This window comes from Nocardioides epinepheli (genome assembly GCF_037936805.1).
Taxonomy (GTDB): Bacteria; Actinomycetota; Actinomycetes; order Propionibacteriales; family Nocardioidaceae; genus Nocardioides.
In genome coordinates this window covers 1-16,502 of the sequence record NZ_JBBMMC010000025.1, presented here as the reverse complement: position 1 = coordinate 16,502, position 16,502 = coordinate 1, and the positions used below count along the sequence as shown (strand labels likewise).

10 protein-coding genes are annotated in these 16,502 nt (G+C 70.9%); 4 read left to right on the top strand and 6 right to left on the bottom strand.

Annotated features, from left to right (window positions below):
* Positions 1-225 precede the first annotated feature (225 nt).
* Complete coding sequence (locus WMR31_RS21840) at positions 226-930, bottom strand: phosphotransferase family protein (protein WP_340541052.1); 705 nt, start codon at positions 928-930, stop codon at positions 226-228.
* A gap of 77 nt (positions 931-1,007) precedes the next feature.
* Here WMR31_RS21840 and WMR31_RS21835 point away from each other — a divergent pair, with 77 nt between their 5' ends.
* On the top strand, positions 1,008-1,400 hold the full coding sequence (locus WMR31_RS21835; protein WP_340541051.1) for a nucleoside 2-deoxyribosyltransferase: 393 nt from the start codon (positions 1,008-1,010) through the stop codon (positions 1,398-1,400).
* Positions 1,401-1,455: 55 nt separating this feature from the next.
* On the opposite strand, the gene WMR31_RS21830 is transcribed toward WMR31_RS21835, so the two are convergent.
* A complete protein-coding gene (locus tag WMR31_RS21830; protein ID WP_340541050.1) occupies positions 1,456-2,766 on the bottom strand; it encodes an ATP-grasp domain-containing protein in 1,311 nt (436 codons plus the stop codon).
* A gap of 478 nt (positions 2,767-3,244) precedes the next feature.
* Positions 3,245-4,495: a NupC/NupG family nucleoside CNT transporter gene (locus tag WMR31_RS21825; protein WP_340541049.1), complete on the bottom strand. Its 1,251-nt coding sequence runs from the start codon at positions 4,493-4,495 to the stop codon at positions 3,245-3,247.
* A gap of 223 nt (positions 4,496-4,718) precedes the next feature.
* Between WMR31_RS21825 and WMR31_RS21820 the strand changes: the two genes are divergently transcribed.
* The 3 genes from WMR31_RS21820 to WMR31_RS21810 all read left to right on the top strand — a co-directional run bounded on the left by WMR31_RS21820 (position 4,719) and on the right by WMR31_RS21810 (position 8,999).
* Positions 4,719-6,062, top strand: coding sequence for a hypothetical protein (locus WMR31_RS21820; RefSeq protein ID WP_340541048.1), 1,344 nt, complete (start codon positions 4,719-4,721; stop codon positions 6,060-6,062).
* A gap of 160 nt (positions 6,063-6,222) precedes the next feature.
* The gene (locus WMR31_RS21815; protein ID WP_340541047.1) at positions 6,223-7,236 is read left to right on the top strand and encodes a zinc-dependent alcohol dehydrogenase; all 1,014 of its coding nucleotides are present in this window, start codon (positions 6,223-6,225) and stop codon (positions 7,234-7,236) included.
* A 236-nt stretch (positions 7,237-7,472) separates the two neighbouring features.
* On the top strand, positions 7,473-8,999 hold the full coding sequence (locus WMR31_RS21810) for an SLC13 family permease (RefSeq protein ID WP_340541046.1): 1,527 nt from the start codon (positions 7,473-7,475) through the stop codon (positions 8,997-8,999).
* A 13-nt stretch (positions 9,000-9,012) separates the two neighbouring features.
* Here WMR31_RS21810 and WMR31_RS21805 read toward each other — a convergent pair whose 3' ends face one another.
* The 3 genes from WMR31_RS21805 to WMR31_RS21795 form a co-directional block, all read right to left on the bottom strand.
* Entirely contained in the window at positions 9,013-9,930 is a 918-nt protein-coding gene (locus WMR31_RS21805) for an NADP-dependent oxidoreductase (protein WP_340541045.1), read from the bottom strand.
* Between the two features lie 72 nt (positions 9,931-10,002).
* Positions 10,003-11,157, bottom strand: a complete 1,155-nt coding sequence (locus WMR31_RS21800) for an NAD-dependent formate dehydrogenase (protein WP_340541073.1) — start codon at positions 11,155-11,157, stop codon at positions 10,003-10,005.
* 67 nt (positions 11,158-11,224) lie between these two features.
* Positions 11,225-16,502 (bottom strand): non-ribosomal peptide synthetase (locus tag WMR31_RS21795; RefSeq protein ID WP_340541044.1); only part of this gene is annotated, 5,278 nt, incomplete at its 5' end.

The window sequence follows — 16,502 nt, the reverse complement described above, 5'->3', positions numbered from 1 at the left end:
CTCACGGGCGGCCCGCGCGTAGCCACGCTCGACGAGCGTCGCGAACGCCGGGTCGCCCGGCGCCAGTCGCTCTAGGGAACCCCTGATCAATGCCGGGACGGCGCCAGCGCCGCCCGGGCGGCACCCTGGCGGCGTTGCCGGACGCTTGAAAGACGCCCAGTCTGCCTGCGCGCCGGCGCCTTGCCAGGCCACCACCCGAACGACGCTGGCATCCACCCACATTGATCAGTGGTTCCCTAGATCCGCAGCGTGGGAGGTCATCGCCGCGTGGATCGCCTCCGGGAGCTCGCGGCGCTGCTGCGCCGTCGGTCGGTAGCCCGCCAGCAGGGCGGCGAGGTTGCGTTGCTGGCGCTCCTGGACCTGATCGGCGACATCGACGCCGTACTCGGCGTGCCAGCGGTCGCCGGCCATCAAGGGTGCCCATCGCCACGCCGCCCACGCGACGTCCTCGAGCGGGTCACCGGGGCGCGCGAAGTCCCAGTCGAGGACCACGAGCGCGCCGTCGCGGTGACGGACCGTGTTGTAGGGGGAGACGTCGTGGTGCACGATCACCTCGCCCGGCGCGAGCTCGGCTCCGGGAGCCATGCGCCACGGCTCGGTGGGGTCGAGCCTCAGCCCGGACTGGACGTGTTGGAACCGGCGGATCCACGCCCCGACGGCGGTGCAGGCCGCCGGCGTCCGGAACCACGGCGCCAGCGGCTCCTCGGCAGTCAGCGTCCCCACCTCGCCCTCGACGAACGTCAGCACCTCGCGACCGGACTCGTCGATGCCTCGCACGCGGGGCGCGCCCTCGAAGCGGGCGGACTCCAACTGGCCCAGCAGGCGATGCACGGCTGGAGTCCACGGTCCGGTGTGGCGCCGTACCGTGTCGGCGACGCCCACCACGACCGTCGTGCTGCCGCCGCTGAGCACCTCTTCGTCCGGAGCCATCGAGCCAAGATCCCAGCAACGCGACCTCTAGGCTCGGCGCATGGTCGATATCGCGGTCGAGAGCTGGGTCTGACGCGATGAGGATCTACGTCGCCGGCGCGTTGGCCGACCTCGAGCGGGTCCGGGAGGTGCAGGACGCCGTCGTCGCGGCCGGCCACGAGGTCGTCCTCGACTGGACCCGCGCCTCGGACGCCGACCTCCGCGACTACGGCAGTCAGGCGGTGGCGGCCGAGCAGGTGGCGCGTGCCGACCTCGAGGCGGTGCTGGGAGCAGACGCGGTGCTGGTGGTCGACACCGACCAGCCCGGACGCGGGATGTACGTCGAGCTCGGCGCGGCGCTGGCCCGCGCGGCACGCGGGGAGTCGGTCCAGATCGCGGTCCTCGGCCCGGAGGCCGACAGGAGCGTCTTCTACTTCCACCCGGCCGTGCGTCGCTACGACTCGGTCGAGGAGTGGCTCGCGTCGAGCTGACTCCTCGGATCAGATCGGGGCGGATCAGATCGGGGCGCGTCGGCGCGGCTCAGGCTCAGGAGTCGTCCTCCACCACGAACTCGACCAGCCCGACTGCCTGCTCCCGAAGCTCCCGCAGTGCGTCGTCGCCGTCGGAGGCGTCTGCCAGCACCACCACGGCGAACGTCTCGAACGCCGTCGAGAGCAAGGCGCCCGGCCCGACGAGCGGGTAGACGCCGTAGACGTCGGGCAGGTCGGCGACGGCGTCCAAGCCCCTGATCTCGAGTAGGCGTCCGTCGCGGTCGGGGAAGATCGAGAGGGTCGCCAGCGGGATCGGCAGCGGCGGAGCCGGCCGTGGTGGCGGCGCGGCGCCCACTGCGATCGACACCATCTCGCCCACGATGTCCACGCCCGCGATGAGCCGCAGCAGCTCGCTGATGAGCTGGCCGCCGGGACGCCCGGCGTTCACCTCGACGACGGTCGGGCCGAGCCGCTCATCGACGATGACCTCGACGTGGGCCACGGTGTCCTGCAGGCCGAGTGCGCCGATCGCCCGGCGGACCTCGGCCTCGACCAGGGCTGCTGTCCGGGCGTCGAGGGAGGCCGGGTGGCGGAAGCCGCACTCGAAGAAGCGGTCATCGATCAGGAACTTGTCGATGATCGGCGTCACTTCGACCTCGTCGCCTCGCACCACCAGGTCGACGCACAGTTCGGGGCCGACGAGCGCGGCCTCCAGGAGGGCGGCGTGGCGCGGATCCGGCTGACCCTCCTCGCGACGACGGGCGGCCCCGGCGTACATCTCGGCGAGCTGAGGCTCGTCGTGGAGCGTTGCCGCCATCGCCGCGTAGCCGGCCTGGAGCTCCTCGAGCGACTCGACGCGGACGACGCCGTGCCCAGCGGTGCCGGAGATCGGCTTGACCACGGCCGGCAGCCCGACCCGGTCGGCCCCTGCGGGGAGGTCGTCGGGGCACCGGAGAAGCTCGAAGGCCGGGTTCGCGCAGCCGTGGCGTTCGAGCACTCGGCGCATCCGGTGCTTGTCCCGGGCCGCCTCGAACGCCGCGGCTCCGCCGGCACGCAGCCCCAGCGCGTGGGCGGCGGCGATGGTCGGCACGATGACGCCGTCCGAGCACGTGGTCATCCCGCGCAGGTCGAGACGGGTCCTCTCGGCCAGCGCGAGGGCGGCGGCGTGGAGCTGCGTGCTGTCGAAGGGGTCCTCGACCTCGAACACGTCGTCGAAGTGCTCGAGGAACGCCTCCCGCTGTGCCTCAGTGCACGGAGCCGTGACCAGCAGTGGCGCCACGCCCGTCGAGGTGAACGCATCCGCCATCCGGTTCGCCCAGGTCTCGCCGCGGTCGCGGACGACGACGGCGGCCTGCCGGGCGGTCACCCGCGACGCTCCGCTCGGGTAAGCCGCCCAGCCCGCCGTCGGCTCCTAGGGAACCACTGATCAATGCCGGGACGGCGCCAGCGCCGCCCGGGCGGCACCCTGGCGGCGTTGCCGGACGCTTGAAAGACGCCCAGTCTGCCCGCGCGCCGGCGCCTTGCCAGGCCACCACCCGAACGACGCTGGCATCCACCCACATTGATCAGTGATTCCCTAGTGCCGCCCGGAGCTGCGATCGAGCGCATTCGGCGGTCCATGTGCCAGTCTCGCCCGGCGAGGCGAGGTGACGGAACCCCTGTGTCTGGCTGCTGGGACCGCTAGTGGCGCGTGGCGGAAGTTCTTGAGCGCTTCGCGCCACCACGGCACGCACCTCGCGGCACCGGGGATCCTTGAAAGACGCCCGGTATGACTACGGATCCCCGGCACCCCGATGCACCCACCCTGAAGACGCCAACCGGCCAACAACTTCCGACACGCGCCACTAGAAGCTGATTACCACACCCGCGATGGCGGCGTTCGCCAGGTTCGCCATGGCACCGGCGAGCAGGGCCCTCATCCCGAGAGCGGCGACGTCGGAGCGCCGCTCCGGCACCAGGGAGCCGATCGTGCCGATCTGGATGGCGATCGAGGCGAGGTTGGCGAACCCGGCCAGGGCGAAGGTGACCACCGCGACCGTCACGGGGGACAGGCTGTCGGCCACCGGCCCGAACTCGCCGAAGGCCACGAACTCGTTGAGGACCGTCTTCTGGCCGATCCACGATCCGGCGTCGACGGCTTCGGACCACGGCACGCCGAGCAGCCACGCCAGCGGGGAGACCACCCAGCCGACGATCTGCTGGAAGGTCAGGTCGTCGTGGCCGAACCATCCGCCGACGCCGCTCAGGATGCCGTTGGCCAGCGCGATCGCGGCGACGAAGGCGATCAGCAGGGCGCCGACGGTGACCGCGATCTGACCGCCGGCCAAGGCACCCCTGCCGATCGCGTCGATGACGTTGCGTGACTCCTCGTCGCGCACTGAGCGCACGTCGATCTCGTCGGTGTCCTCGGCGGCCTCGTCCTCCTCGGTGGCAGGAGCTGTGTCGGGCCACATGATCTTGGCCATCAACAGCGCTGCGGGGGCGTTCATCACCGTTGCCGCCAGCAGGTACTCCAGCGGTGCCCCGAGCAACGAGTAGCCCACCAGCGTGGAGCCGGCCGCGGCGGCGAAGCCGCAGGCCATCACGGTGAACAGCTGTCCGGTCCGCAAGCGTTTGAGGTACGGGGCGATCATCAGCGGCGCCTCGCTCTGACCGAGGAAGATCACCGTGCTGGCATACATCGACTCGATCTTGGAGACGCCGAGGAGCTTGGAGAGTGCCCCGCCGATGAAGAACGTCGCCCATTGGATGACGCGCAGGTAGAAGAGGAGCCCGATGAGTGCGCCGAGGAAGATGATCACCGGCAGCACCTGGAGCGCGAAGATGGTCTGGCCGGGCTCGCCGACGTCGAGCAGCGGACCGAACACGAACGCAGTGCCCTCGCCCGCGTAGCCGATGAGCTTCTCCACTCCCTCGGAGACCCACTTCAGCGCGCGCTCGCCCGGTCCCCAACGCAGGACCAGCACCGCGAAGCCGGCCTGCAGGGCCAGCGCCACCCCGACGGTGCGCCAGGAGATGCCGCGACGGTGTTTCGACACCGCGAACGCGATCGCGATCAACAGCGCCAACCCGAGCAGCCCCCGAAACCCAGTCACCAGGCCAGAATGGCCCACGGAGGCGCTCGGGTCGAGCACCTCGCGCGTGCGGCGAGCGTGTCTTGGAGTGCTGCGCCGCGGCCGTCACGCCGCCGGAGGTCCGTCTGCGGGCTCCCTCGTGTGGAGGTGAGAGTCGCCACACTCCCTCAGGCTCAAGTCCCAGTGACCGATGACCTAGGTAAGAGCCCGAGCACCCCGACCACATCGCCCTCGAAGGAGCACCATGTCAGTTCAGCCCACCGGAGCAATGCACGAGGTCGGCGTCGACCAGCTGTTCTTCTCCACCACCGACGGCCGCGGCATCATCACCCAGGCCAACCAGGTGTTCACCGACCTGGCCCGGTTGCCCATCGACGCGCTCGTCGGTCACCCGCACAACGTCGTTCGTCACCCCGAGATGCCGGGGGCGGCGTTCCGGATCGTGTGGGACATGCTCCAGGCGGGCAAGCCGACCTGCGCCTATGTGAAGAACCTGGCCGGCGACGGGAGCACCTACTGGACCTTCGCGACGATGACGCCGCTCGGTGACGGCTACCTCTCGGTCCGGTCGCGGCCGAGTGCGCCGCGCCTGCAGCGCGTGGCCGACGACCTCTACGCCGCCGTGCTCCAGGGGGAGCAGGAGGAGCGGAACGCCGGCGTCCGGCGCGCCGAGGCTGCCGAGCACGGGTCGGTGCGGCTGGTGGAGGGGCTGGCCCCGTTCGGGTTCGAGACCTACGAGGAGTTCATCCGTCAGGCGCTGCCGGCCGAGGTCGCAGCCCGGACCTCCCAGAGCCAGGGACTGCCGCCGCGCCCCGGCGCCACCGGCAAGTTCGGCCTCCTCCTCGACCTGGTGGGTGACGTCGCCCGCAACGTGGCTGGACTCGGGCTGGAGCTCACCGCGGGTCACGGCCTCGCCGACGAGCTGGTCGTCGACGTCGCCCGGGCGCGCGACACCCTCGACGACCTGGCCGCGACCATCGGTCGGATGAGCGCCGAGATCGAGGCCGTGCGGGACCGCACCCCGGCCCTCGCGCTCACCGCGCCCAAGCTCGCCGCGCGCTGCGAGCGCGTGGCGGAGTCCCTGAACGCCGTGCAGGAGAGCGTGCTGCGGATGCGTGACCTGCGCGCCGAGCTCCGGTTCAGCGTCGCCCTGGCCCAGCTGCAGTCCGAGGCGATGGGCCAGTTCGTGCTCGGTGTGATCGACGGCCTGGAGGACGAGGCCACGACCGACCACGCCCTGGAGTCCCTGGCTGCGGCCTTGCGTGACGGCCTGCGTCGTGCGAACGAAGACCTCGGTCGCGACAGCGAGGCCGCCGTCGCGCTCCACGACCAGATCGTGGTCGCCGACGAGGAGATCGCTCGGACCCGTCTGCTGCTGAACCGGTGGCGCGAGATGGCCGCTGCAGACCTTCAGCAGACCGTCCCGCAGATGGACGCCGCGCTGGCCGCGCTCGGCGCCGTCGAGGACCTCACGCGGGGCACCGAGCGCCTCGCGCAGTCGACGATCGGATTCGACGCCGACGCCACAGACGGCCTGCTGTCGCGGGTCGAGAGGCTCGCCGCCACGCGAGCCGTGCCGGTGTCCTGACCGTTACCGCGGGTGCGCCGCTGCGTGCCCGCGGACCGGCCCGGGTGAATCGGGACCTTTGCCCCTGCCTACTCCGTGGGCCGGCGACAAGCATCGCAGTGGAGGCAACTCGCCTCCACGCGGTGGCAGAGCCGCGACCATCGTGACCTAGGAGGTCGACATGTTGGCTGCCGTCGTCCCCGCACTCGGTGCGCCGTTGGAGATCCGGGACGTGCCGATCCCCGACCCGGGCCCCGGCCAGGTGCTGGTCCGCATCGAGACCAGCGGCCTGTGCCACACCGATATTCACGCGGCTCGGGGCGAGTGGCCGGTCACGCCCAAGGACCAGCTGATTCCGGGGCACGAGGGCGTCGGCATCGTCGAGGCTGTCGGCTCGGGCGACCTCCCGGTCGGTCTCGGGCAGCGCGTCGCGCTCCCGTGGCTGGGCCACGCCTGCGGCCACTGCCGCTATTGCGTCGACGGTTGGGAGACCTACTGCCTGAGCCCTTCCTATATGGGCTACACGATGGATGGCAGCTATGCCGAGTACGCCGTTGCCTGGGCCAGCCACGTCGTCCCCGTGCCCGACGGCGTCGAGCCGATCGACGCCTCCCCGCTGACCTGCGCGGGCGTCACGACGTACAAGGCGCTCAAGGTCGCCCGGCCGCAGCCCGGCGAGACCTGCATGGTGGTCGGCATCGGCGGTCTCGGTCACCTCGGTCTGCAGTACGCCCGGATCTTCGGATCACGCACCGTCGCGGTCGACGTGCACGCCGACAAGCTCGAGCTGGCGTCGTCGCTCGGTGCCGACCACGTCGTCGACGCAGCCGAAGCCGAGGACGGCGCGCTGGGGGTGGCCGGCGGTGTCGACGTCGCCCTGGTGACGGTTCCGTCTCCTGCCGCCATGCGCGCCGCACACGCTGCGTTGAACCCCAACGGTCGGCTCGTGCTGGTGGGGCTGCCGGCCGACAACAGGCTCGAGCTGCCGGTCTTCGAGACCGTGTTGAAGGGCATCTCGGTGATCGGCTCGCTCGTCGGCACACGTAGCGATCTGGCGACCGTGTTCGATCTGCACGCTCGCGGGTTGACCCGCGTGGTCACCGAGACCCGGCGCCTGGAGGATGTGAACACCTGCTTCGAGGAGGTCCTTGCCGGTGCGGTGCCGGCCCGACTGGTCTTCGACTTCCGGAGCTGAACCACGGCGGGACGGACAGAGTCGGCAGCGGCCGGCGGTCCGCCGACTCGCGGGAACGCGCGCCACGAGTGCCTGCGCTCGGCGGCGTACTGGCGGCTAGTCGATTAGGTGTGACTTCGTCTCAATCGGCGTGAATCAGGTATTGGAGAATATGAGCGGGCACCCCTAGCGTGTGGGGGTCGCCGCGGTCTGTGAAGCGGTGGCCACCCCCACGCCGTCTCGGGAGAGGACCGATCGTGACCGCTACTCAGCAGGAGTCAGAGGTGGTCGGCTCGGCGCCCACCGGAAGGCCGCGTATCGGCCGGATCGTAACCATCGCGCTGGGCCCGGTCCTCGCGGTGGCCTGCTATCTGCTCCTGCCCGCCGACCTCAACGGCAGTGCCAAGGCCGTCGCCGCGGTCACGCTGTGGATGGCGTTCTGGTGGATGACGGAGGCGATCCCGCTCCCGGCCACCTCGCTGCTCCCGCTGGTTCTCCTGCCGACCTTCGGCGTCGCGGACGTGAACGTGATCGCGCAGCCCTACGCCGGCTCGGTGATCTTCTTGATCCTCGGCGGTGTCCTCCTCGGCCTGGCGACCCAGAAGTGGGATCTGCACCGACGCATCGCGTTGATGACGATCCTGGCGGTCGGAACCCGCCCCGACCGGATCGTGCTCGGCCTGATGATCGCCAGCGCCTTCATCTCGATGTGGGTGTCGAACACGGCCACCGCGGTGATCATGGTGCCGATCGCGGTGTCGATCCTGAACCTCATCCGCTCGCTGCACCCCGACGTCTCAACCAAGAAGCTCACCGCGTCGATGCTGCTCGGGGTCGCGTACGCCGTCACGATCGGTTCGATGGCGACCCTGATCGGCCAGCCGACCATGCCGTTGATGCGGGGCTACCTGGAGGAGTCGCACGGGATCACACTCGGGTTCGGGCAGTGGATGCTGGTCGGCGTGCCCTTCGGCATCGTGATGCTCACCTTGGCCTGGCTGGTGCTCACCAAGCTCGTCTACCGCTCCGAGGTGGACGAGATCCCTCGCGGGCGAGCGCTGATCCGCGAGCAGCTCGACGAGCTCGGTCCACTCAGCACCGAGGAGAAGCGGGTCATCTGGGTCTTCGGCGGCGCCATCTTCTGCTGGCTCGTGCTGCCCTTCATCGCGGACATCGACGCGGTGGAGTCGGCGATGCCCTGGGTGGCGCGGATCAACGACACCTCGGTCGCGGTGCTCGCGGCGATCCTGATGCTGGTGCTTCCCGCCTCCGCGTCGGCCGCCGAGGGCAAGGGCCGCACGCTGCTGGACTGGTCCGACACCAAGGACGTGCCGTGGGGTGTCCTGATCCTCATCGGCAGCGGCCTCACCCTCTCCGCGCAGTTCACCGCGACCGGTCTGAGCGACTGGATCGGGGAGAGCGTCGCGAACGTGGGCGATGCGTCCCCGGTGGTCCTGATCCTCGTCGTCGCCGTCGTCCTGCTCGCGTTGACCGAGCTGACCTCCAACGTCGCCACCGCTGCCGCGTTCCTGCCGGTGATGGGTGCGGTCGCGGTCGGGGCCGGGATGGATCCCCTCCTGATGACGGTCGCGGTCACGGTGGCCGTGAGCTCGGCCTACATGCTGCCGGTCGCGACGCCGTCGAACTCGGTGGCCTTCGCCTCCGGAGAGTTCCCGATCCGCGCGATGGTCAGGGCCGGCGTCTGGCTGAACGTCATCAGCCTGATCCTGCTGTTCGTCCTGCTGTACACGCTGGTCCCGTTGGTCCTCGGCGTCGGCCTGTAGTGCCGGACACGCCCTATTCCACCCGGAGCACGATCTTGCCGGTGGTGTGTCCCTCGCGGCTGGCGGTCCACGCCTCGGCGACCTCCTCGAGGGTGAACTCGCGCTCCACGTGCACCGTCAGGTGACCGGCGTCGGCGAGGTCGCCGAGGGCGGTCAGGCCCGCGTGATCGGGGCGGACGAAGACGTAGTGTCCGCCGCGCTCGCGCACCGCGGCGTCGGCGATCGAGGCCACCCGCGCAGGACTTCTCGTGAGCTCGAAGAGGTCGGCGAGCGCGGTCCCGCCGTAGTAGTCCAGTGCGGCGTCGACGCCGTCGGGGGCGAGTGCGCGCACGCTTCCCAGCAGGCCGTCGCCGTACGCGACGGGTTCGGCGCCGAGCGAGCGGAGGTAGTCGGACTTCGCGGGGCTCGCGGTGCCGATCACCCGCGCACCCGCGGCGACGCAGATCTGGACGGCGAAGGTGCCGACTCCGCCGCCGGCATTGCTGATCAGCACCGTGTCGCCCTTGCTCACCTCGACCACCTGCGAGGTCTGGTAGGCGGTGAGCCCGGCCAGCGGGAGGCCACCGGCCTGCGCCCACGACAGTGATCGAGGCTTGCGTGCCAGGGCGCGCACCGGCACCGGTACCAGCTCGGCGTAGGTGCCGTGCTGCACGGTGTCCATGCGGTCATAGGCGATCACCTCGTCGCCCGGTGCGTACTCGGTGACCGCGACGCCGACCTGTTCGACCACGCCGGCGACGTCCCAGCCGGGGGTGAGGGGGAAGTAGGTGTAGAGCAGCGCGTCCAGTCCGCCGCCGGCGACCTTCCAGTCCACCGGGTTCACTCCGGCGTATCGCGTGCGCACCAGCACCGCATCCGGGGCGATCTTCGGGGTGGGCCGGTCGTCGACCTGAGGGGTGGCGCCGTACTCGGTGAGGGTGACCGCCTTCATGGGATTCCTTCCGCTGAACTTTCTCGACTGCCCAGAACCGGCCGGCACTGGGCTTGGACCGGCTCGGCTCGACTAGTCGAGCTCGTAGGCCTTCGCGCCGGTGCCCGCGAGGCCGCCGCCCTCCACGATCAGGTACTCCGGATCGATCGGCCGTCCCTCGAAGTAGCACTGCAGGATCTCCAGGGTGCCCGCCGCGTAGCGCGCCTGCGCCGAGAGGGAGGTCCCGGCGATGTGCGGGGTCATTCCGTTGAAGCGCATGGTGCGCCAGGGGTGCTCCATCGGCGCCGGCTCGGGGAACCAGACGTCGCCGGCGTAGCCGCCGAGGTGACCCTCACGCACGGCCGCGGTGACCGCGTCCTGGTCGACGAGCTCGGCTCGCCCGCAGTTGATCAGGTAGGCGCCGCGCTTCATGCCCGCGAGCACCGAGGCGTCCAGCAGGCTCCTGGTCGAGGGGTACAGGGGCAGCTGGAGGCTCACGATGTCCATCCGGGTCGCCATCGCGCGCGGGTCCTCGTGGTAGGTGAGCCCCAGGTCGCCCTCGACCTCGGCGGGCAGCCGATGGCGCTGGGAGTAGTGCAGGTCGAGGTCGAACCCCTGGAGCCGGCGGAGCACGGCCCGTCCGATCCGACCGGCGCCGATGGCGCCGTAGGACATGCCCGCGACGTCGTAGCCTCGTTCGACGCAGTCGGCGATGTTCCACACTCCGGCGGTGGAGATCTGGTGGGAGGGCAGGTAGTTGCGCACCTGGGCCAGGATCATCATGACCACGTGCTCGGCCACGCTCGTGCTGTTGGAGCCGGTGACCTCGGCGACCGTCACGCCGGCCTGTGCGGCGGCGGAGAGGTCGACGTGATCGGATCCGATCCCGGCGGTGAGGGCGAGCTTGAGGTTGGCTGCCGCGTCGAGTCGCTCGGCGGTGAGATAGGCGGGCCAGAACGGTTGGGAGATCACCACCTCGGCCTCGGGGAGGAGTCGCTCGAACTCCGATCCGTCGCGGTCCTTGTCGCTGGTCACCACGAGCGTGTGGCCGAGGCCCTCCACGTAGGAGCGCAGCCCGAGCTCACCCGAGACGCAGCCGACCAGCTCGCCGGGAGTGAAGCCGAGGTCTCCGGTGGGCCGGGGCGCCGGTCGACCACCGAGGTCCCACCACACGTCGGGGATGCCGTCGCGCGGATAGGACGGGGGATAGCCCGCCTGGGGGTCGGGATAGAGCACGCACAACACCATCGACACGAGCGGGTCCTCCTCCTACGTGGTCGGGCAGGGCAGGCACGACGGTACTGAATCGCGCCGGTCAGGTCCGGTGCCCGCCGTGTGCCGCGGCGAGCTCCGGTGCGGTCTCCCGCGCCTCGCGGGCGCCGACGAGGTCGTCGGCCTCCGCGTCGGGGGTGTCGAGGTCGAAGCGGGCGAACCTGCGGATGCACATCGCGGCGAGCGACACCGCGACGATGGCGATCCCGAAGACCACGTAGAGCAACGCGATCCCGCGTCCCTCGCCGGTGCCGATCACGGCGCCCACCGAGCCGGCCAGTGCGCCGTCGTCGGTGAGCAGCGTCTCGAAGTACGTCGAGACGAACGGCGCGACCACGCCGAAGGCGATGGGCAGGGTGGACCAGGCCAGCATCTGGTTGATCGCGAAGATCCGGCCGTGGAAGCGTTGGGGGACCTTGACCTGGATGATCGTGGCGCCGATGCCCTGGTGGATGGCGAGGCCGAGTGCGGTGCCGCTGACGCCGATCGCCACGACCGGAACCGACGCGTCGAGGCCGGTGACGATCGCGAACGCCCCCATCAGCACCGCCGCCCAGAGGAAGCCGAGCACGCGACGCTGGCGTGGCCCGCCCCAGATCGACAGCAGCAGTCCACCGAGGACGAGGCCGCCCGCGTCGATGGCGGAGACCACTCCGACATCGCGAAGGTCGCCGAAGGACAACACCAGCGGCACGGCCATCACCAGGAGGGCGCCGAGGAAGATGTTGATGATCGCGCTGTAGACGAGCAGGTGTCGCAGGCCGCTGACCTGCCAGGAGTACCGGAAGCCTTCGCGGATCTCGGCTCCGAGACTCTCGCGGCGGACCCATCCCATCGCGTTCGGGAAGCGGACCGAGGCGAGCACCGAGAGCGCCACGGCGTAGGAGACGACGTCGATGAGGAGGATGCCCCCGAGACCGATCGCGGCCATCAGTCCGGCGGCCAGGATCGGCATGGTCACCCGGGCGAGCCCGTTGCCCAGCTGCAGGACGCCGTTGGCGTAGCCGAGGTAGCGCTTGGGCACCAGCTGTGGGACCGCCGCGGTGTAGGCGAGCCGCTGGAAGGTCAGCACGACCGAGAGCACCACGGCGAAGACGTACATGTGCCAGACCTGAACTGCGTCAGCCCACACGAGAAGGCCGACCAGACCCTGCGACGCCGCGGCACACACACCGGCCACGAGCATCACCCGTCTTCGGTCGACCCGGTCCACCACCGCCCCCGCGAGCGGCGCGACCAGGAGGCCGGGCACCATCGACACGACCCAGAGCAGACCGAAGTCGAGGACCGACCCGGTCTCGAGGAAGATCCACACCGGGATCGCCCACGAGGTGAGGGTGGAGCCGAGCATCGAGATGAGCTGGGCCAGGACCACGGTCAGGAAGCGGCCGAGGGTCGCGTCGGTGGTCCTCGGCCGCACCGGCGCGCCGGGACGTCGGTCGCTGGTCCCGCGCACCGACCAGGTCGCCGACGTCCCGCGAGCATCCAGCCCGTGCTCCTGCTCGACGGTGCCGCGCTCCACGGCCGGATGGATCTCGGTGACGATCTTCGCGAGCTCCTCCGCGCGGTACTTGAGGAAGAAGTGCCCGGCTTCGTGCAGCAGGACGACCGTGGCCCGGTCGGCGACGAAGTGCCACTCCTCGTAGCGCTCCTCGAAGTACTCCGTGGCCGGGTCGCGGTCGCCGACGACGGAGATCACCGGAGCGGCGAGATGGTCGACGTCGGCCTCGAGGAGCGAGGTGAAGTGGGCCTCGGCCTGGCGGGCGTCGGAGCGCATCGCGGAGATGATCCGATCGGCCTGGGCCGGGTCGATCTCGTCCATGTCGACGCCCTGCGACTTCAGCCGGTTGATCGATCCGGTGTTGGTGGCCAGGTCCTGGACCTTCGCGATCAGCGAGAACAGGCCCTTGGGCTTGGCGAAGGGGAAGATGGCGCCGATGTAGACCGCCTCGACCTCGCGCCCGGACGCCTCCAGCCGCCGGGCCAGCTCGATCGTCGCGGCGCCGCCGACCCCGCAGTGCCCGTAGAGCACCAGCGGGCCCTCGACGGTCTCCATGACCTCCTCCAGGCAGCGCTCGACGAGACCCTCGAAGCCCAGCGACTCCTCCGACAGTCCGACGTCGTGGCCGGGGATCGAGACCGCGTAGAGGCTGTGGCCGGCCGGGAGTGCATCGGCCAGGGGCTGGTATACGACCGCGCTGCCGCCGCCGTAGGGCACGCACACGTAGGAGCGGACTCGCTTGGCCGGTGCGATCTTCGGGGTGAGCTCGACCAGGAGGCCGCGGGGCCCGCGATCGCCGGCGTCCATGAGGGCGGCGAGCTCGCGCAGCGTCCGTGCCTGGAACAGGTCGACGACCGAGATCTCGACGCCGGTGCCCGCCAGCTCGGTGCGCAGGCGGGTGGCGACCTGGGTGGCCAGGAGCGAGTGCCCGCCGAGGTCGAAGAAGTCGTCGTCGCGCCCGACCCGGTCGAGGTCCAGCACCTCCGACCAGATCCGGGCCACCAGACGCTCGTGGTCGGTGGCCGGCTCGGAGTACTCGGCTGCAGTGCTGGCATACGTGGGTGCCGGAAGAGCCCGCCGGTCGAGCTTGCCGTTGCTGGAGAGCGGCAGCGCGTCGAGCGGGACGATGGCCTGCGGCCGCATGTACTCGGGCAGGCGGCGCTTCGCGAGTTCCTTGAGTGCCACCAGGTCGAGCTCGTCGGCGGTGGCCTCTCCCGAGGGCACCACGTAGGCCACCAGCCGTTGGTCGCCGGGGGAGTCCTCCCGTACGACGACCACCGCGTCCGTGCACGACGGATCCTCGCGCAGGACCGCCTGGATCTCGCCCAGCTCGATGCGCTGGCCGCGCAGCTTGACCTGGTCGTCGAGACGGCCCAGGAAGTCCAGGCTGCCATCGGGACGGCGGCGCACCAGGTCGCCGGTGCGGTACAGACGCGAGCCGGGAGGGCCGTACGGATCGGGGACGAACCGGTCGGCGCTGAGCCCGAAACGGCCCAGGTAGCCCCGGGCGACGCCGATCCCGCCGATCACCAGCTCCCCGGGTATCCCCACCGGCACCAGCTCGGTGCGCTCGTCGACGACGTGCAGGCTGATGTTGTCGATCGGCCGGCCGATGGGCACGCGGATCTCGCCCTCGAGCTCGGCCGCCGCCACCGGCCAGTGGCTCACGTCGATCGCGGCCTCGGTCGGCCCGTAGAGATTGTGCAGCTCGGTGCCGGGGAGCGCTTGGAGGAATCGCGCCGATACCGAGACGGGCAGCTCCTCACCGCTGGTGACGACCGCGCGCAGCGAGGTGCACTCGTGCGCGCCGGGCTCGTCGAGGAAGACGCGCAGCATCGAGGGCACGAAGTGCGCCACGGTGATGCCCTCGGAGACGATGAGCTCGCGCAGGTAGGCCGGATCCTTGTGTCCGCCCGGGTCGGCGAGCACCATCGTGGCTCCGGTCATGATCGGCCAGAGCAGCTCCCACACCGACACGTCGAAGCTCGTCGGCGTCTTCTGGATCACGACGTCGTCGCCGGTGAGTCGGTAGGTGTCCTGCATCCAGCGCAGCCGGTTCACCACGGCGGCGTGCTCGTTCAGGACGCCCTTCGGGCGTCCGGTGGACCCGGAGGTGTAGATCGCATAGGCGGCGTGGCGGGCCCGCAGGCCGTGGCCGGCCGGGTCGATCGCCTCCACGGCTTCGTCGGTGGGCCACTGCGCGGCGTCGTCGAGAGCCAGCGCGGTGACGCCGTCGGGGAGGGGCAGCGAGTCGAGCAGGGCGCGCTGGGTGAGGATCACGGCGAAGCCGGCGTCCTCGGCCATGAAGCGCAGCCGCTCCTCGGGGTACTCGGGGTCCAGCGGGACGTACGCGCCGCCGGCCAGGTGGATCCCGAGCACTCCGACCACCAGCTCGATGGAGCGCTCGCACGCGATGCCGACCAGCACGTCCGGGCCGACTCCGCGTCCTCGCAGGCCCGTGGCGACCGCGGCGGCACGACGTCCCAGCTCGCCGTAGGTGATCGACGTGCCGCCGGCCCGGAGCGCGACCGCCTCCGGGGTGCGCCGGATCTGGGCGAGCACGAGCCGGGGGAGCGTCGTGTCGTCCGTGACGTCGGGGGGCGCCACCGGCCCGGCCGGGTTGCAGGGACCGAGGAGGAAGGCGCGCTCGGCGTCGCCCACCAGGGGGATCCGGGCCAACGGCTGCGCCGGGTCGTCGGCGACGGCCTCGAGCACCGTGAGCCAGTGGCCGGCCAGGCGGGCGATCGTCTCCTCGTCGAACAGCGCGGTGGAGTAGGTGAGGGTCCCGACCAGACCGTCCTCGACCTCGACGAGCTGGGCCTCCAGGTCGAACCGGGTGGCGGGAGTGGCGACCGGACCCCAGGTGACCTCCAGGTCCGCCGAGGAGTGCGACGCCGCACGCCGCGAGAAGTTCTGCAGCGTCAGGACCGCCTGGAAGAGCGGTGAGCGAGACACGTCACGGGGCAGATCCAGCTCACCGACGAGCTGCTCGAAGGGCAGCTCCTGGTGGTCGAAGGCGCCCAGGACCTCCTCCCGCGTGGCGCGCAGCAGATCGGCGAAGCTCGGGTCGCCGTCCAGGCGCACCCGCATCGTCAGCAGGTTGACGAACATGCCGATCAGGTCCTCGACGTCGGGCGAGACCCGTCCGGCGATCGGTGAGCCGATCGTGACGTCGTCCTGCCGCGACCACCGGCCCAGCACGACCCCGAACGCGGCGAGCAGCACCATGTACAGCGTGGCCCCATGGCTCCGCGCGAGGTCGCGCAGTCGCTCGGCGAGTTCGGCGTCGATGACGAACGGGTGGTCGGCGCCGCCGAACTCCTGGACGGGGGGCCGCGGATGGTCGGTGGGCAGGTCGAGGGGCTCCAGACCCGCCAGGCGCTCCCGCCAGAAGCCGACATGCTGGTCGAGCCGGTCGCCGGTGAGGCGTTCGCGCTGCCAGTGGGCGAAGTCGCGGTAGCCGACGGGGAGCTCGGGCAGGTCGGCCTCGAGGCCGGACGCCGAAGCGTGGTAGGCGCGGGTCAGCTCGCCCACGAGGAGGTCGAGGGACCAGCCGTCGGTGATGAGGTGGTGGGCCACGACGACGAGCAGGTGCTCGGTGGTGTCGTCGGTGGCGCTGGGCCAGGCGAGCAGGGTCCAGCGGACCAGGGGACCGGTGGCGACGTCGAAGGGGGTGCCGGCCAGGTCGCGGGCGCGTTCCCAGGCGGTGGGCTCGTCGGCGACGGTCTCGCTGGTCAGGCCGGTGGTCAGGTCGGGGGTGTCGGTGGCGGGGTCGACCACGACGGTGGGTTGGCCGGACTGGTCGGCGGGGAAGCGCATC